This window comes from Micromonospora sp. NPDC004551, from assembly GCF_040609975.1.
GTDB lineage: Bacteria > Actinomycetota > Actinomycetes > Mycobacteriales > Micromonosporaceae > Micromonospora.
Genome location: NZ_JBEXLM010000008.1, coordinates 162575 through 178627, shown reverse-complemented (window position 1 = coordinate 178627; position 16053 = coordinate 162575). Strand labels below are relative to the sequence as shown.

Here is a 16053-nt window from a genome sequence, read left to right as displayed (position 1 = left end):
GACTCGTGATCAACGAAGCCAGGCGGATTCAGGCCGGGAGGAGGCGGCCGTCCCGGAGGGTCAGGGTGCGGTCGGCCATCTCGATCAGGGCCGGGTCGTGGGTGGCGACCAGGGCGGTCATGCCTCGGGCGTGCACGACGGCGCGGAGCAGGTCCATGATGGACCGGCCGGTCTCCGAGTCGAGCTGGCCGGTCGGCTCGTCGGCGATGAGCAGGTCCGGCTCGTTGGCCAGTGCCCGGGCCACCGCCACCCGCTGCTGCTGGCCGCCGGACAGCTCGTACGGGCGCTGAGCGGCGTGCCCGCCCAGCCCCACCAGCTCCAGCAGCACGGCCACCCGCTGCTCCCGCTCCGCGGCGGGCACCTTGGCCAGCCGCAGCGGCACGCCCACGTTCTCCGCCGCCGACAGGATCGGCACCAGGCCGAAGGTCTGGAACACGAACCCGACGGTGCCGCGGCGCAGCGCCAGCAGCTCCCGCTCGCTCGCGGCGGTCACCTCGTGCCCGGCCACCCGCACCCGCCCGCTGTCCGGCCGGTCCAGCCCGCCGACCAGGTTCAGCAGCGTGGTCTTGCCGGCGCCGGAGCGGCCCCGCACCGCCACCAGCTCGCCCCGGCCGGCCACGAACGAGACGTCCCGCACCGCGTGGACGGCGTGCTCGCCCCTGCCGAAGGTGCGGCTCACCCCCTCGACCCGGACCACCTCGTCGACGGCCACCCGGGCCGGCGCGACGGTCAGCTGCTCGGTCATCACTCACTCTCCTCGGCGTGCGCGCGGTCGCCCGGCCGCACCTCGACGTGGTCGGGTTCCAGGTTGAGCCGGACCCGGTCGCGCAGGGACAGGGCGTCCACGAAGGACGCCGGCAGCTGCATCCGGCCGGTCCGGTCGAGCACCGCGTACTCCTCGCTGACCAGCTCGGTGCTGCCGTCGGCGGCGACCCGGGCGGTGCGGCGTACCTCGGAGGAGGTCCGGCCGTCGCGGATCGCGACGGTCCGGCGGACCTGGCCGGCCACGGCGTGGTCGTGGGTGACCACCACGATGGTGACGCCCAGCTCGGCGTTGATGGTGCGCAGCGCGGCGAAGACCTCGGCGCCGGTGGCCTCGTCCAGCTCGCCGGTCGGCTCGTCGGCGAAGAGCACCTCCGGGTCGTTGGCCACCGCCACGGCCACCGCGCAGCGCTGCTGCTCGCCGCCGCTGAGCTGGCCCGGTCGGCGGTCGGCGCAGTAGCCGACCCCGACCAGGTCGAGCAGCTCGCGGGCCCGTTCCCGCCGGGCCCGCCGGGAACGGCCCCCGGCCAGCTTCATGGGCAGCTCGACGTTCTCCAGCGCGGTCAGGTACGGCAGCAGGTTCCGGCCGGTCTGCTGCCAGACGAAGCCGACCACCTGGCGGCGGTAGGCGAGCCGGCGCCGGTTGGACAGGGCGAGCAGGTCGTAGTCGGCCACCCGGGCGATGCCGGCGGTCGGGGTGTCCAGCCCGGAGAGGATGTTCAGCAGCGTCGACTTGCCGGAGCCGGAGGCGCCGACGATCGCCACCAGCTCGCCCCGGTCGATGACCAGGTCGAGGCCCTGGAGGGCGACGACCTCCACCCCCTCGGTCTTGAAGATGCGGACCAGGCCGTCGCAGACGATGTGCCCGCGCAGCCGGTCCCGGCCGCCGGCCCGTTCGGCGGCGCGCTCCGCCGCGCGCTGCTGAAGGGCGGCCAGGTCGGGTACGGCGGACGCCTCGGCGATCGCGGTCATCTCAGCTCTCCTCTCCGAGCCGGAGCACCTCGCCGAGGCGCATCCGACGGTTGTTCAGGGCCTCGACGGCGACGGCGAAGCCGAGGGCCAGCACGGCGAGGCCCAGCACCCCGGCCACCAGGCCGGGTTCGAAACGTGCCCGCACCGCCACCCCGCCGGTGAAGGCGGGCAGGCCGAGTACGGGGGTGAGCAGCACCGGCAGCACCGCGCCGACCACCGCACCGGTGAGCACGGAGACCAGCACCAGCGGGGTCAGTTCCACCAGCAGCAGCCCGCGCCACTGCCGGCGGGACAGGCCCATGGTGCGCAGCCGGGACAGCACCTGCCCGCGGCCGCGCGCCCCGGCCAGCACGGCGAAGGCCAGCGCGAGCAGGCCCAGCACCCCGCCGCCGACCGCGCCGATGGTGAAGCCGAAGACCAGCAGCCCGTTCACCCCGCTGCCGCCCAGCTCGGCGCGGACCGCCGAGCGGGTGGTGACGGTGGGCGGGCGGGGCTGCTCCCCGCCGGTCAGCGCCCCGGTCTGCTGGTAGCGGTGCGCCCCCTCGCCGACCACCCGGGCCACGGCGGCCGGATCGAGCCGGTCGCCGGCCAGCAGGAAGCCGGTCGGGGCCAGCGGGTGCGGGGCGTCCGCCGGCAGCGCCGGCCAGGGCAGCACCACGAACCGGGTCACACCCCGGTCGACCAGCGGGAACTCCTCGACGGTGGCGGCCGTGCGCACTGGCAGCCGGTTGCCCTGCACGTCCAGCCAGGCGGGACGCCGGCCGGCCGGGTCGGCAAGCCCGGCGTCGGTGAACTCGTCGGCCAGCGCCGGGGAGACCAGCGCGGGCAGCGGCGCGGTGCCGTCGCCGGTGGCGCGCAGCGGGTCGGGAACGGTCACCGGGACGCCCGCGTGGCGGGCCACCTCGGCGAACCGGGCGCCGTCGACCAGCAGCACCCGGGTGTCGCCGACCTCGGCGAACCGGCCGGCCTGGTCGGCGTACGGGCGCTCGCCGCTCTCCACCAGCAGCGGGGTGACCGCGCGGACACCGGGCAGGGCGGCGAGCGCGTCGGTGGTGTCCGGGGCGAACCGCTCCCCGTCGACCCGGACGTCCCCGGGCACCGCGGCGGTGGCGGCCCGGTCCCGGCCGTTCTCGATGCCGGCCGCGACCACCCCGCAGAACGCGGCGGTCGCCACGGCCAGCACCACCACGACCAGCGGGCCGGTGGTGGCGGCCCGGCCGGCGCGGGCAGTGCCGAGGAACGCGACGCTGCCCCGGGCCCGCGCGGCGGCCCGGCTGAGCACTCGCAGCGGCCACGGGTAGGCGCGCAGCGCGATCAGCGCCGCCGCGACGGCCAGCAGCACCGGCACGGAGACCAGCAGCGGGTCCACGGTCCCGTCGAGGTTGAGCCCGCGCCGGCGGAGCAGGAACGCGCCGAGCGCCGCGACCGCGAGGACGCTCACCTCGACGGTGAGCCGCACGGCCGGGGACCGGCCGCCCACCAGGTCGGTCCGGCCGCCGCCGCCCCGGCCGGCGGTGAGCGCGGTGAGCGGCGGGACCAGGGTGGCCAGCACCGTGGCGAGCAGCACCCAGCGCAGCTCCGTGCCGTCACCGGGGAGCAGCCCGCCGAGCAGCCAGCCCACGCCCGCCGCGAGGGGCAGCACCAGCAGCGACTCGGCCAGCCCGCGGCCCAGCACCGACGCGGTCGCCCCGCCCCGGGCGCGCAGGAGGGCGTACTCGCCCTGACGCCGGCGCGCGGCGAGGCGGGCGGCCAGCAGGATCAGGCCGGCCAGGGTGGCGAGCAGCCCGGCCGCGATGACGGCGAGCAGCGTACGCGCGGCGGCGAGCGACTCGGCGAAGCGGCGCAGCGGGATGTCCACGCCCTGCGTCAGGGTGAGCCCGGCGGGACGGGCCCGCTCCATCGCGGCGAGCCCGTCGACCAGGGCGGTGAGCTGCCCGGCGGCGATGCGGTCGGGGGCCACCCGGTAGCGCCAGGCGAAGCTGACCGGCCAGCCGGTGGTGGCGGCCGCGTCGAGGCCAGCCTCCGAGGTGTACGCGACGGAGAGGAAGGGCTCCCCGTCGCCGGTGGGCGCGGCGAGCCGCAGGATCTGGGGCAGCGCGTCCCAGATCCCCGCGCGCGGATCCGTCGGCCGGAACACCCCGACCAGGGCCACCGTCCGCTGCCGCACGGGATTGCCGTCCTGGTCGACGACGGACAGGGCGAAGGTGCTTCCGGCGCGGATGCCGAGCGCACCGGCCACGGTGTCGGCGAGGGCCATCTCGATGGCGTCGCCGGCCGCGCCGCCGCCGGCCGGCCACCGCCCGTCGACCAGGGTGGCCGCCTCGGGCAGCCCGGTCATGCTGCGCAGGCTGACGTCGATCAGGCCCTTGCCGGGGTCCAGGGTCGGCCCGGTCAGCCGGCCGAACGAGGTCTCCGCGGAGTACCAGCGCTCGCCGATGGTCCGCCGCACGGCCTCGGGCATCCGCGCCTCGACGGTCGCCAGCTGGGCGGCGTTCGTGGCGGCGACCCGGGAGGCGGTCCGGGGCAGCACCACCGGCTCGGTGGTGTACGTCAGGTCGCGCCGGGCCACCGGCTGGGCGGCCACGTACTCCCGCAGCCCCTGCCCGGTGAGCCGGTCGGCGACCCGGGGCACCGCGGTGATCAGCAGCGCGGTGACCAGGGTCAGGACGGCGAGCAGCAGGAAGTGCCCCCCGTACGCCCGGACCCGCCGCGGCGCACCTGACGGACTCATCGTTCTCCCCCGATCCGGAGCTGTGCGGCGGCCACCCGACGGCGGATACCGGTGGTGATGAGGGCGGCGAAGGCCAGCGCGGCCAGCAGCAGCCCGACGGCGGTCAGCCCGACGGGCGACCACGGCACGGTGAACACCGCCTCGGGCACCGGCCGGCCGGCGGCCGGGGTGAGGATCACCAGCGGGACCATGGTGGCCGCGACACCGGCACCCACCAGCAGCCCGACGCCGACGCCGATGCCGGCCAGGAACGCCTGCTCGGCGAGGAGGGCGCGGGCCAGCAGCCGGGCGTTCGCGCCGAGTGTGTGCAGCACCGCGAACTCGGCGAGCCGGTGCCGGGTGGTGGCCCAGACGTCCACGGCCAGGCCGACCAGGGCCAGCAGCACCGAGCCGAGCGCGGCGGCGAGCAGCCCGGTGCGCGCGCCCCGCCAGTACGGGTCGTGGGCGGCCTCCGCCGCCACCTGCCGCCGGTCCAGCAGCGTGGTGCCGGGGAACCCGGCCAGCTGCTCGGCCGCGGCGGCGTGCCCGCCGGCGTCGGTCCGCAGCCACCACTCGGCCACCGGCCGGACCGTGCCCTGCTGGCGGACCAGCAGGTTGGTGGCGGAGGGCAGGTCCAGCAGCACGCCGTCGGCCGCGGTGCCGGGCACGGCGGTCACCTGGCCGACGACCTTGACCGGCAGCGACACCCCGGACAGCGCCAGGGTCACGGTGTCGCCGGTGCGGACGTTCAGCGCCGCGGCGACGCCGGGGGTGACCAGGGCGGGCACCGGCGGGTCGTCCGCGGCGGGCACCACGGCGAACCGGGACGAGGGCTGGCGGGCGAACTGCAGGGCTCCGGCGGGCAGGTCGATCCGGTGGGTGGCGTCGACGCCGGCCCCGGCAACCCGGGCCGGGGCGCGCGGCCCCTCCGCGGAGTCGGTGACCCGCCAGTCGCCGTCGAGCGGCAGGGGCAGCACCGCTCCGGCGGCGTCGGTGAGCCGGAGACCGTCGATCGTGAGGCGGTACGTGAAACCGACCGCCGCACCGCCGTCGGATTCGAACCCGGCCAGCCGCAGCGGGACACCACCGGTGTCGGGCAGCGGCACGGTGAAGCGCACCCGGCCGTCGCCCTCGGCGACCGCGAGCGGCACCCGCCAGGCGGCCCCGGCGTCGGTGGTGAGCAGTGCGGACACGGTCACCTGCGGGATCGCGAACGGGGTCTCGACCGGGGCGCGGACGGTGCCCGTGAGGGTGTGCGCGCCGGCCGGCAGGACCGGCCCGGCGGGCGCGGCCCGCCCCTTGACCAGCCGGTCGAGCAGCGCGGCGGTGGACGCCCCACCGGCCGCGTCGTCGAGGGTGAGCACCCCCGTGGCGGCGGCGGCGTCGAGGCTCACCACGCTGGCCGGCCGGTCGTCGCGGCCCAGCCGCACCTCGTCCCGCCAGGCCGGCAGCACCCGGTCCAGCCCGGCCGTGGCGGCCAGCCGGCCGGCCCGGTCCGCGGGCGCGGCGCCGTTCCGCTCGACCAGCCGCAGGTCGGCGCCGACGGTGTGCCGGGCCTGGTCGCCCTGCGACCGTTCCCAGGACGCGACCAGCGACCACGCCAGGGTGCTGCCGCCGACGGCGAGGGCGAGCAGCAGCACCGGACCGGCGTGCGGCCGGCGCCCGGCCTGCCACATGCCGAACGTGGTGGCCGTCCACGGCCGCCGGTCGACGAAGCGTTCGGCGATCCGGGTGGCCGGCGGCAGCAGCCGCAGCGCGATCACCGCGCCGGCCAGCACGCCGATGGTGGGCGCGGCGGCGAGCAGCGGGTCGATGCCGAGCCGCCCGCCGGCCCCGGCGAGCGGTGACGAGTACTGCCGCAGCTGGGTCCAGGCGAGCACGGCCAGCGCCACCAGGGCCACGTCGATGCTGGCCCGCTGCACGGCCGCGCCCCGGGTGGGGCGGGAGCGGGCCGCCATGTCGGCGACGTAGGTGCCGGCCCGGCGCAGCGCCGGCAGCACCATGGCGAGCAGGCAGCCGATCGCGGCGGCGACGGCGACCACCCAGATCCGGGCCACCCCGCCGTCGGCGAGGCGCAGGTCCCCGCCGAGCCGGTGCACCGCCTGTCCGGTCAGCGCCGGGGCGAGCAGCACGGCCGGGGCCACCACCAGGGTGGCCTCGCGTACGGCGAGTCCGGCGATCTGGCCGCGGGCGGCGCCACGGGCGCGCAGCAGCGCGGTCTGCCCCCGGCGGTCCTCGTTGAGCAGCGCGGCCACCAGCACCAGCGCGTACCCGCCGAGCACCACGATCAGCAGCAGCGGGGTGAGCAGGGCGGACCGGCCCACCAGGTCGGCCCGGCCGAGCCGGTCGACCAGCCGGTCGAGGTGGCTCACGGTCTGCGCGGAGGAGCCGAGGCCGGTGGCGTCGGGAATCTCCTCGGCGACGGTGGCGAGGGCCGCCGTGACCCCGGTGAGCCGGCTCGGCTCGACCACGGCCAGATCGGGGGCGACCAGCCAGGAGCCCGAGGTCGAGCCCGGGAAGGTGCGCGCGAAGTCGGCGGGGTCCAGCGCGAACGGCCCGTACGACTCGCTGGTCGCGTCGCCCTGGCTCTCGCCCACACCCGGCGCGAGCCGCCAGTAGGCGTCGGACGGATCGCGGGGCCGCCAGGTGCCGGCCAGCACCACGGCCCCGGCCCGCTCGGTGCTGCGGTCGTAGAGCGGCACCCGCTCACCGACCCGCAGGCCGAGCTGGCCGGCGATCTTCTCAGGGAGGGTGACCTGCAACGGCGTCGCGCCCGGCGTCGGCCACGCCCCGCCGGTCAGCTCGGCGTGCGCCGGCAGGTCGGTCAGCGTGCCGAGGGTGGCGAACATCGGGTCGTCGTCGGTGCGGGCCGGCCCGAGGTCCCCGGTCAGCTCCCGCCCGGTGCCATAGCGGGCCGCGGCCACGGTGACCGGGACCCCGCCGAGACCGTCGGCGAACTGGGCGCGGACCGCCCGGTCCCGGTCGGCGTACGCGGCGGCGTCCCGCCCGCCCGAGCCGCTGACCAGCAGGCTGCGCTCCTCGGCCGGGGCGGCGTCCAGCACCGCGCGGGCACCCGCGCCGACCGCCCGGCGGTTGTAGTCGGAGAGCCCGGTGACCAACGCGACCGCGACCAGGGCCGCGACCGCGGCGGCGAGCAGCAGTCCACGAGCCTCGACCGCCCGCCTCCACACCAGCTTCATCCGACGTCCTCTCCTGGCCCCGGCGGGCCGATGACCAGGTAGACCCGTCGGGGGGCGGGAAAGGTTCGCGCGCGTTACGTGATCGTTATCCGCGCCGCTCGCGGCGATCTGTTTCCATGATCGTCATGGTGGACGAGATCCTGCTGATCGCGGTCCTGCTGCTGCTTCTCGCGCAGCTCGCCGGAAGCCGGCGCCCCGGGTCCGAGGAGTACCGGCTGGCGGAGATCGAGCGGCGGCTGGACCTCGTCATGACGCACCTGGGTGTGACCGACCCCGGCCGCCAGCTGCCCGAGGTGCACGCGCACCTGGCCCGGGGCGAGAAGGTCAAGGCGATCGCGGCCTACCGCCGGGCGACCGGCGCGGACCTGCGCACCGCCAAGGCCACGGTGGAGACCCTGGCCGGCCGACGCTGACCCTCAGGCGCGCGGCCGGTCGCGGTCCTTGGAGGGCTGCACCCGCTTCGGCTCGCCGGGCATCTTCGGGTATTCCGGCGGGTAGGGCAGGTCGCCCTGCCCGGCGGCGGCGTCCCGCTCCGCCCACTCGAGCAGCGGGGTGATGTCCCACGGGGCGTCGTCGATGCCGGCGTGCGGGTCGCCCCGCTCGGCGAACCGGGCCGGCACGCTGCCCAGGTGGAAGTCGTCCGGGTCGACCTCGGGCAGCTCGTCCCAGTCGACCGGCGTCGAGACGGTGGCCCGCCCGTTGGCCCGCAGCGAGTACGCGCAGGCGATGGTGCGGTCGCGGGCCATCTGGTTGAAGTCCACGAAGACCCGGCTGCCCCGCTCCTCCTTCCACCAGGCGGTGGTGACCAGCTCGGGACGTCGCCGTTCCAGCTCCCGGGCCAGCGCGATGGTGGCCCGGCGCACCTCGACGAACGTCCAGCGCGGCTCGATGCGCAGGTAGACGTGGACGCCGCGGCCGCCGGACGTCTTCGGCCAGCCGGTCACGCCCAGCTCGTCGAGCAGCCCACGCAGCTCGCCGGCGGCGGTGACCGCGTGGCTGAAGTCGGTGCCGGGCTGCGGGTCCAGGTCGATGCGCAGCTCGTCGGGGCGGTCGACGTCGGCGGCGCGCACCGGCCACGGGTGGAACACCACGGTGCCCATCTGCGCGGCCCAGGCCACGTGCGCCAGGTCGGCCGGGCACAGCTCGGCGGCCTTCCGGCCACTGGGGAAGCTGATCTCCGCGGTCGCCACCCACGGTGGGACGCCCCGGGCCGGCACCCGCTTCTGGAAGAACGCCTCCCCCTCGATGCCCTCGGGGAAGCGTTGGAGGGTGGTGGGCCGGTCGCGCAGGGCCCGCATGATCCCCTCGCCGACCGACAGGTAGTAGTGGAAGACGTCCGCCTTGGTGAAGCCGCGCTGCGGGAAGATCACCCGGTCGGGGCTGCTCAGCCGTACGGTGTGCCCGGCGACCTCGATCTCCTCGACTGCGGCCTTGCTGCCAGCCATTGGGCGACCCTATGCGATGCCACCGACGGCCGACGTACCGTTGTCCGGTGAGTCTTTCCGACAATGAACTGCCCCGCACCGAGGACGAGTGGCGGGTCCGGCTGAGCCCGGAGGAGTTCCGGGTGCTCCGCGAGGCCGGCACCGAGCGGCCGTGGACCGGCGAGTACGTCGACACCAAGACCCCCGGCGTCTACCACTGCCGGGCCTGCGGGGCGGAGCTGTTCCGCAGCGAGGACAAGTTCGACTCGCACTGCGGGTGGCCGAGCTTCGACGACGCCATCCCGGGCGCGGTCAAGGAGATCCCCGACAACACCCTGGGCATGCGGCGGGTCGAGATCCGCTGCGCCCGCTGCGACAGCCACCTGGGGCACGTCTTCGAGGGCGAGGGCTTCACCCCGAAGGACACCCGGCACTGCGTGAACTCGATCTCCGTCCGGCTGGAGCCGAAGGCCTGACGGCGCGCGGCCGCCGGCCCGGTCAGAGCAGCAGGCGGCTGCCCTGCTCGTCGACCGCGTCGGCGGCCTCGTCGTCCAGCCACACGCCTCCGGTGGCCAGGTAGCGGAAGCGGTACTCGCCCGGGCCGAGCCGCACGGTCACGGTGCGGGTGCCGTCGCGGCGGGCGACCAGCTCGTGCCGGCCGGGCTGCCAGTCGTTGAAGCAGCCGACCACGCTGACCGTGCCGGGCGGGGTGTCCCGGGGCAGGCAGAAGGTGACCCGGGTCTGGTTGCCGAAGAGCTTGTTGCGCTTGATCACGGATCCTCCGGGGTTCGAGGGCGGTCACCAGGCCTAACGCGCGACACGCCGGGGGCGACTCGCCGTCGAGCCGGATCAGGTTCGCCGGTTTCGGTTGCCGGGGCGTGTCCGCTCGCCGACCCTGGGATGACAGGTCCGTTTTCGGGGGGTTTCGTATGGCTACCTGTGAGGTCTGCGGCAACGACTACTGGATGGCGTTCGAGGTGCGCACGGTCAACGGGGCCACGCACACCTTCGACTCCTTCGAGTGCGCCATCCAGAAGATGGCGCCGATCTGCGAGCACTGCCAGACGAAGATCGTCGGGCACGGGGTCGAGGTCTCCGGCCGCTTCTTCTGCTGCGCCCACTGCGCCCGGGCGGTCGAGGGCTCCCAGGGCGCCGAGGTCCGCGACGCGGTCGGGGCCCGTCCCGCCTGAGCCCCGCCGGGGGCGGGCCTACCATCGCGGGATGCCTACCGAGTCCCACCTGGCCGGCTTCGCCGAGCTGGACGCCCGCACCTTCCACGACCTGCTCCGGCTGCGCATCGACGTGTTCGTGGTGGAGCAGTCCTGCCCGTACCCGGAACTGGACGGCCGGGACGTCGAACCGGGCACCCGGCACCTCTGGCTGACCCGGGACGGCGACGTGGTGGCGTACCTGCGGATCCTGGCCGACCCGGGCGGGGTGACGCGGATCGGCCGGGTGGTGGTGGCGCCCGCGGCCCGCGGCGCGGGCCTGGCCGGGGCGCTCATGACCGAGGCTCTGGCGGCGGTGGGCGACCGCCCGTGCGTGCTGGAGGCGCAGACCCACCTCGTCGGCTTCTACGCTGGCCACGGCTTCACGGTCAGCGGCCCCGGCTACGTCGAGGACGGCATCCCGCACACCCCCATGCGGCGGGAGGGCCGGGCCGCCGCCTGAGCAGACATTGACGGACACCGCTTTCCTGTGGCACCGTGCCAGGCGGAGCCACCACGCGAGCCGCCACGCGGGAGGGGGCAACTCCCGCACCGTCCGGGCGTCGTGCACCGACATCCCCATCCCGGAGGCTCCCATGTCCACTCCGCACCGCCGCCGCGCACCACTCGTGGCGGCGATCCTCAGCGTCTGCGCGGTCGTCGCGGCGCTGCTCACCACGGCCCTGTCCGGCCCGGCCTCGGCACACGGCTCGGTGGTCGACCCGGCGTCGCGCAACTACGGCTGCTGGCAGCGCTGGGGCAGCGACTTCCAGAACCCGGCGATGGCCACCCAGGACCCGATGTGCTGGCAGGCCTGGCAGGCCGACCCGAACGCCATGTGGAACTGGAACGGCCTGTTCCGGGAGGGCGTCGCCGGCAACCACCAGGCGGCCATCCCGGACGGCCAGCTGTGCAGCGGCGGGCACACCGCCAGCGGGCGCTACAACGCCCTCGACACGGTCGGCGCCTGGAAGACCTCGCCGGTGACCGGCAACTTCCGGATCAAGCTGTACGACCAGGCCAGCCACGGCGCCGACTACATCCGGGTGTACGTGACGAAGCAGGGCTACAACGCGCTCACCACACCGTTGCGCTGGAGCGACCTGGAGCTGGTCGGCCAGATCGGCAACACCCCGGCCAGCCAGTGGACGCCGGAGACGCAGGGCGTGTCGATCCAGGTGCCGGCGAACGCGCCGGGCCGGACCGGCCGGCACGTCGTCTACACCATCTGGCAGGCCAGCCACCTGGACCAGTCGTACTACCTGTGCAGCGACGTGGACTTCGGCGGCGGTTCCACCACCCCGCCGACCACCCCGCCGCCGACCACCACACCGCCCACCACGCCGCCGCCGACCACGACCCCGCCGACCACGACCCCGCCGACGACGCCGAACCCGGCCGGGGCGTGCACGGCGACGTACCGGATCACCGGGCAGTGGGGCGGTGGCTTCCAGGCCGAGGTGCAGGTGACCAACGGCGGGTCGCCGATCCGGGGCTGGTCGGTGAGCTGGAACTACACCAACGGCCAGCAGGTCAGCTCGGCGTGGAACGCCACGGTGAGCACCAGCGGGACGCTGGTCACCGCGCGCAACGCCGCCTACAACGGCACCCTGGGCGCGGGCGCGAGCACGTCCTTCGGCTTCGTCGGCTCGTGGACCGGGAGCAACCCGGTGCCCGGGATCCTCTCCTGCACGACGGTCGCCTGACCGCCGTCCGGCCGGGGTCGCGGGTCGCGGCCCCGGCCGGCACGGGTCAGACCAGGCAGGTGACGATGTCGGCGATCGAGCGGCGGCGGCCCGTGTAGAAGGGGACCTCCTCGCGCACGTGCCGCCGGGCCCCGGAGGCCCGCAGGTCGCGCATCAGGTCGACGATGCGGTGCAGCTCGTCGGCCTCGAAGGCGAGCATCCACTCGTAGTCGCCGAGGGCGAACGAGGCGACCGTGTTGGCCCGCACGTCCGGGTAGCCGCGCGCCATCCTGCCGTGCTCGGCCAGCATCTCCCGCCGCTCGGCGTCGGGCAGCAGGTACCACTCGTACGACCGCACGAACGGGTAGACGCAGAGGTAGGCGCGGGCCTCCTCGCCGGCCAGGAACGCCGGGATGTGGCTCTTGTTGAACTCAGCCGGCCGGTGCAGCGCCATCTGTGACCAGACCGGGGTCAGCGCCCGGCCCAGCGTGGTGCGGCGGAACCGCAGGTAGGCGTCCTGGAGCGCGTCGCTGGAGGACGAGTGCCACCAGATCATCAGGTCCGCGTCGGCACGCAGCCCCGCCACGTCGTACGTGCCACGGATGGTGACGTCCTTGCCGGCGAGCTCCTCGAAGAGCGACTCGACCTCGGCGACGACGTTCTCGCGCAGCGACGGGAGCGGGCTGGTGGCCCGGTACACCGACCACATGGTGTAGCGGATGGTCTCGTTGAGCTCCCGCAGCCGCGCCGCGTTGGTCTGCTCCGTCATGCTGCCGATCCTCCCAGTGCAGTGATGATCTCTTCGGCCGCCGCCTCGCCGGAGCGGACGCAGACCGGGATGCCGACGCCGTCGTAGCCGGCCCCGGCCAGGACCAGCGTCGGGTGGGTGGCGCGCAGCGCCGTGCGGGCCGCCGCCACCCGGCCGAGGTGCCCCGGGGTGTACTGCGGCAGGGCCCCGCCCCACCGCTGCACGTGCCGGGCCACCGGGGTCGGCAGCGGCGTGCCGAGCACCTTCGACAGCTCCCGGTGCACGGTCGCGACCAGGTCGTCGTCGGTGAGCTGGAGGGAGGTCTCCTCGCCGTACCGGCCCACCGAGGCCCGGACCAGGGCGAGCCCGTCGGGCCGGCGCAGGTGCCCCCACTTGGTGGTGAAGAATGTGGACGCCTTGATGAGCAGCCCCTCGGTGGCCGGCACCAGGAAACCGGACAGCTCCGGCAGCTCCGGCTCGGGCAGGGCCATGGTGACCAGCGCGACGCTAGCGTAGTCCAGCCCGCCGACGGTCCCCGCGACCTCCGGCGCCGGGCCGGCGAGCAGCCGGGAGGCCGGGCGGGCCGGCACGGCGAGCAGCACGGCGTCGGCCTCGACGAACTCGGGATCCCGGGTGGGGCCGACCACCAGGCGCCAGCCGGTCGCGGTGCGGTGCAGCTCGCGCACCGCGGCGTCCCGGCGGATGGTCGCCCCGCTCGCCCGCGCCGCCGCCTCGACCAGCGTGGTCAGCCCGCCGGCCAGGGTGCCGAAGACCGGTGCGCCGGGGGCGCGGGGCGCGGCGGCCTGCGCGGCCCGGACCGCGCCGACCAGGGTGTGCTCGACCCGGGCCGCCCGGGCCAGGGCCGGCATGGTGGTGACCAGCGAGAGGTCGTCGGCCCGGCCGGCGTAGACGCCGCCGAGCATCGGGTCGACCAGCCGGTCCACCACCTCGTCGCCGAGCCGGTCGCGGACCAGCGCGCCGACCGACACGTCGGCGTCCGGGGGAAGCAGCGGCCCGCCGCCGTCCCGGTCGGCCGCCGCGGCCGGCCGCGCCACCGCGGCCACCTTGTCCAGATCCCCGGGTACGCCCACCAGGGTGCCGCCCGGTACCGGGCGCAGCCCGCCGTCGACCAGCAGGGCGGCCTGCCCGACGGTGGGGTGCACGATCGCACCGGCCAGGCCGAGCCGGCGGACCAGGGTCACCACGGCCGACTCCCCGCCCGCCGGGTCACGCATGAGGAACGATTCGGCGCCGAACTCGACCGGGCCGCCGGCCAGCTCACCGGTGCGCAGCTTGCCACCGAGGCGGTCGGACTGCTCGTACACGGTGATCTCGGTGCCGGCGGGGGCCCGGTCGCGCAACCGGACGGCGGCGGCCAGCCCGGTGATCCCGCCACCGACGATCGCCACCCGCCACGGTCGCGCCATGGTCGTCCTCCCTTACGCGGCCGGCCGCGCGGACAGCTCGTGCACCAGCGCGACCACCCGGGTCAGCACCTCGGGGTCGGTCTCCGGCAGCACACCGTGACCGAGGTTGAACACGTGACCGGGGGCGGCCCGCCCCTGGTCGAGGATCCGGCGCACCTGGGCCTCCACCACCGGCCAGGGCGCGAGCAGCACGGCCGGGTCGAGGTTGCCCTGCACGGCCCGGTCCGGGCCGATCCGGCGGGTCGCGACGTCCAGCGGCGTACGCCAGTCCACGCCGACCACGTCGGCGCCGGCCTCGCCCATCGCGCCGAGCAGCTCCGCGGTGCCCACCCCGAAGTGGATCCGTGGCACGCCCTGCGACCACTCCGGCTCGGCGCGTCCATCGCCGCGCCGCGACCCGGAGCGGTCGCTGGCCAGCCCGGCGAGCACGTGGGCCGAGTGCGGCAGCACGTAGCGGCGGTAGTCCGCCTCGGAGAGCGCCCCGGCCCAGGAGTCGAAGAGCTGCACCGCGGAGACCCCGGCGTCGATCTGCACCCGCAGGAACGCCAGCGTCACCTCGGCGAGCCGGGCGCAGAGCGTGTGCCACAGCTCCGGGTCGCCGTACATGAGCGCCTTGGTCTTGGCGTGGGTCCGCGACGGGCCGCCCTCGACCAGGTAGCTGGCCAGGGTGAACGGCGCGCCCGCGAAGCCGATCAGCGGGGTGTCGCCCAGCTCGGCGACGAGCAGCCGCACGGCCTCGTCCACGTAGGACACGTCGTCCCGGCCGATCGGGTTGATCCGCTCGACGTCGGCGGCGGTGCGGACCGGCTCGGCCACCACCGGGCCGGTGCCGGGCACGATGTCCAGGTCGATCCCGGCGGCGGCCACCGGCACCACGATGTCGCTGAACAGGATGGCCGCGTCGACCCCGTGCCGGCGGACCGGCTGGAGGGTGATCTCGGTGACCAGCTCGGGGCGGCGGCACGACTCCAGCATCGGCACGTTGGCCCGGATGTCGCGGTACTCCGGCAGCGACCGGCCGGCCTGGCGCATGAACCAGACCGGGGTGTGCGGGCCCGGCTCGCGCCGGCAGGCGCGGACGAAGGGCGAGTCGGCCGGCCCGCCGGGGCGGGGTTCTCCGTCTCGGGCGGCAGTGCCCGTGGTGTCGGTGGTCATCGCGGCAATCGTGCCACGCGCCCGGGCGGCTCCCGCCGCCACCGTCACCTTTTGTGACCGGCCACCCTCCGGTGCCGGGCGCGGCCCGGCGCGCATGATCGTGACCGTCCGCCCGGCGTGCCGTCACACCACGCGGGGCGGGGCGGCATAGGCTGCCGTCATGGCCCCCCCGATCGCGCTCCCGGAACCCTTCGCCCGCGCGGTCGCGGGATTGCGATCGGTGACCTGCCGTCCGGAGATCGTGCTGGAGGAGGTCGGCGCCCCGCAGCGCCTGGCCCCCTACGCGTTCGCGCTCTCCGCCGGTGTGCTGCGCGACGGCGACGAGGTGGCCACCGGCCGGCTCATCCTGCTGCACGACCCGGCCGGGCACGAGGCGTGGCAGGGCACCCTGCGGCTGGTCACCTACGTGACCGCGGAGCTGGAGGTCGACCTGGCCAGCGACCCGCTGCTGCCCGGGGTGGGCTGGACCTGGCTCACCGACGCGCTCGACGCGCAGGAGGCCCGCTACCGGGCCATCGGCGGCACGGTCACGCAGACGCTCTCCACCCGGTTCGGCGAGCTGGCCGGGCCGCCCGCCGCGGGCGACATCGAGATCCGCGCCTCCTGGACGCCGCTCAGCACCGACCTGGCGCCGCACCTGCTCGGCTGGTGCACCCTGCTGGCCTCGACCGCCGGCCTGCCCCCACCCGGCGTGACCGCGCTCCCCACCCGCCGCCCCGCCGGCGCCGCCTGACCTCCCGGCCGCGGCGATCGTCGTGCCCC

15 protein-coding genes are annotated in these 16053 nt (G+C 76.0%); 6 read left to right on the top strand and 9 right to left on the bottom strand.

Features of this window, described 5'->3' with window-relative positions:
* Positions 1-28: 28 nt before the first annotated feature.
* Genes ABZW14_RS12840 through ABZW14_RS12825 form a run of 4 tightly spaced genes read right to left on the bottom strand, consistent with a single transcriptional unit; the run spans position 29 to position 7644 of the window.
* Positions 29-745, bottom strand: coding sequence for an ABC transporter ATP-binding protein (locus tag ABZW14_RS12840; protein ID WP_355344328.1), 717 nt, complete (start codon positions 743-745; stop codon positions 29-31).
* Positions 745-1734 (bottom strand): ABC transporter ATP-binding protein, encoded by a 990-nt coding sequence (locus ABZW14_RS12835; RefSeq protein WP_355344325.1) that lies wholly within the window; start codon positions 1732-1734, stop codon positions 745-747. The genes ABZW14_RS12840 and ABZW14_RS12835 overlap by 1 nt, the downstream gene beginning before the upstream one ends.
* Before the next feature lies 1 nt (position 1735).
* Positions 1736-4465, bottom strand: coding sequence for an ABC transporter permease (locus ABZW14_RS12830; protein ID WP_355344322.1), 2730 nt, complete (start codon positions 4463-4465; stop codon positions 1736-1738).
* Complete coding sequence (locus ABZW14_RS12825; protein ID WP_355344319.1) at positions 4462-7644, bottom strand: FtsX-like permease family protein; 3183 nt, start codon at positions 7642-7644, stop codon at positions 4462-4464. The genes ABZW14_RS12830 and ABZW14_RS12825 overlap by 4 nt, the downstream gene beginning before the upstream one ends.
* A 125-nt stretch (positions 7645-7769) precedes the next feature.
* Between ABZW14_RS12825 and ABZW14_RS12820 the strand changes: the two genes are divergently transcribed.
* Positions 7770-8057, top strand: coding sequence for a hypothetical protein (locus ABZW14_RS12820; RefSeq protein WP_355344317.1), 288 nt, complete (start codon positions 7770-7772; stop codon positions 8055-8057).
* 3 nt (positions 8058-8060) lie between these two features.
* Here ABZW14_RS12820 and ligD read toward each other — a convergent pair whose 3' ends face one another.
* A complete protein-coding gene (ligD, locus tag ABZW14_RS12815) occupies positions 8061-9089 on the bottom strand; it encodes a non-homologous end-joining DNA ligase (protein ID WP_355344314.1) in 1029 nt (342 codons plus the stop codon).
* A gap of 47 nt (positions 9090-9136) precedes the next feature.
* Between ligD and msrB the strand changes: the two genes are divergently transcribed.
* On the top strand, positions 9137-9544 hold the full coding sequence (gene msrB / locus ABZW14_RS12810) for a peptide-methionine (R)-S-oxide reductase MsrB (RefSeq protein ID WP_154225374.1): 408 nt from the start codon (positions 9137-9139) through the stop codon (positions 9542-9544).
* Positions 9545-9566: 22 nt separating this feature from the next.
* Here msrB and ABZW14_RS12805 read toward each other — a convergent pair whose 3' ends face one another.
* A complete protein-coding gene (locus ABZW14_RS12805) occupies positions 9567-9842 on the bottom strand; it encodes an isoamylase early set domain-containing protein (protein WP_148427919.1) in 276 nt (91 codons plus the stop codon).
* 155 nt (positions 9843-9997) lie between these two features.
* Between ABZW14_RS12805 and ABZW14_RS12800 the strand changes: the two genes are divergently transcribed.
* The 3 genes from ABZW14_RS12800 (at position 9998) to ABZW14_RS12790 (ending at position 11982) form a co-directional block, all read left to right on the top strand.
* Complete coding sequence (locus ABZW14_RS12800) at positions 9998-10258, top strand: Prokaryotic metallothionein (RefSeq protein WP_091269340.1); 261 nt, start codon at positions 9998-10000, stop codon at positions 10256-10258.
* Between the two features lie 31 nt (positions 10259-10289).
* On the top strand, positions 10290-10739 hold the full coding sequence (locus ABZW14_RS12795) for a GNAT family N-acetyltransferase (RefSeq protein WP_355344309.1): 450 nt from the start codon (positions 10290-10292) through the stop codon (positions 10737-10739).
* Positions 10740-10872: 133 nt separating this feature from the next.
* Positions 10873-11982, top strand: coding sequence for a lytic polysaccharide monooxygenase (locus tag ABZW14_RS12790; RefSeq protein WP_355344307.1), 1110 nt, complete (start codon positions 10873-10875; stop codon positions 11980-11982).
* A gap of 46 nt (positions 11983-12028) precedes the next feature.
* Here the strand turns inward: ABZW14_RS12790 and hemQ are convergent, their stop codons facing one another.
* The 3 genes from hemQ to hemE are packed head-to-tail and all read right to left on the bottom strand — an operon-like array spanning position 12029 to position 15291.
* Complete coding sequence (gene hemQ / locus ABZW14_RS12785; RefSeq protein WP_355344305.1) at positions 12029-12730, bottom strand: hydrogen peroxide-dependent heme synthase; 702 nt, start codon at positions 12728-12730, stop codon at positions 12029-12031.
* Positions 12727-14136: a protoporphyrinogen oxidase gene (gene hemG / locus ABZW14_RS12780; protein ID WP_355344302.1), complete on the bottom strand. Its 1410-nt coding sequence runs from the start codon at positions 14134-14136 to the stop codon at positions 12727-12729. Before hemG ends, hemQ begins: the two co-directional genes overlap by 4 nt.
* Positions 14137-14148: 12 nt before the next feature.
* Entirely contained in the window at positions 14149-15291 is a 1143-nt protein-coding gene (hemE, locus tag ABZW14_RS12775; RefSeq protein ID WP_355344299.1) for a uroporphyrinogen decarboxylase, read from the bottom strand.
* A gap of 160 nt (positions 15292-15451) precedes the next feature.
* On the opposite strand from hemE, the gene ABZW14_RS12770 reads away from it, so the two are divergent.
* Complete coding sequence (locus ABZW14_RS12770; protein ID WP_189193695.1) at positions 15452-16024, top strand: DUF3000 domain-containing protein; 573 nt, start codon at positions 15452-15454, stop codon at positions 16022-16024.
* The last annotated feature ends 29 nt before the right edge of the window (positions 16025-16053 follow it).

Bases quoted from the DNA above. Each gene is read 5' to 3' on its own strand.
- ABZW14_RS12800 (WP_091269340.1), top strand. From the start codon at position 9,998: ATGGCTACCTGTGAGGTCTGCGGCAACGACTACTGGATGGCGTTCGAG.
- ABZW14_RS12795 (WP_355344309.1), top strand. From the start codon at position 10,290: ATGCCTACCGAGTCCCACCTGGCCGGCTTCGCCGAGCTGGACGCCCGC.
- ABZW14_RS12835 (WP_355344325.1), bottom strand. From the start codon at position 1,734: ATGACCGCGATCGCCGAGGCGTCCGCCGTACCCGACCTGGCCGCCCTT.
- ABZW14_RS12820 (WP_355344317.1), top strand. From the start codon at position 7,770: ATGGTGGACGAGATCCTGCTGATCGCGGTCCTGCTGCTGCTTCTCGCG.
- ABZW14_RS12830 (WP_355344322.1), bottom strand. From the start codon at position 4,465: ATGAGTCCGTCAGGTGCGCCGCGGCGGGTCCGGGCGTACGGGGGGCAC.
- hemG (WP_355344302.1), bottom strand. From the start codon at position 14,136: ATGGCGCGACCGTGGCGGGTGGCGATCGTCGGTGGCGGGATCACCGGG.
- ABZW14_RS12770 (WP_189193695.1), top strand. From the start codon at position 15,452: ATGGCCCCCCCGATCGCGCTCCCGGAACCCTTCGCCCGCGCGGTCGCG.
- ABZW14_RS12825 (WP_355344319.1), bottom strand. From the start codon at position 7,644: ATGAAGCTGGTGTGGAGGCGGGCGGTCGAGGCTCGTGGACTGCTGCTC.
- hemE (WP_355344299.1), bottom strand. From the start codon at position 15,291: ATGACCACCGACACCACGGGCACTGCCGCCCGAGACGGAGAACCCCGC.
- ligD (WP_355344314.1), bottom strand. From the start codon at position 9,089: ATGGCTGGCAGCAAGGCCGCAGTCGAGGAGATCGAGGTCGCCGGGCAC.
- ABZW14_RS12790 (WP_355344307.1), top strand. From the start codon at position 10,873: ATGTCCACTCCGCACCGCCGCCGCGCACCACTCGTGGCGGCGATCCTC.
- ABZW14_RS12840 (WP_355344328.1), bottom strand. From the start codon at position 745: ATGACCGAGCAGCTGACCGTCGCGCCGGCCCGGGTGGCCGTCGACGAG.
- hemQ (WP_355344305.1), bottom strand. From the start codon at position 12,730: ATGACGGAGCAGACCAACGCGGCGCGGCTGCGGGAGCTCAACGAGACC.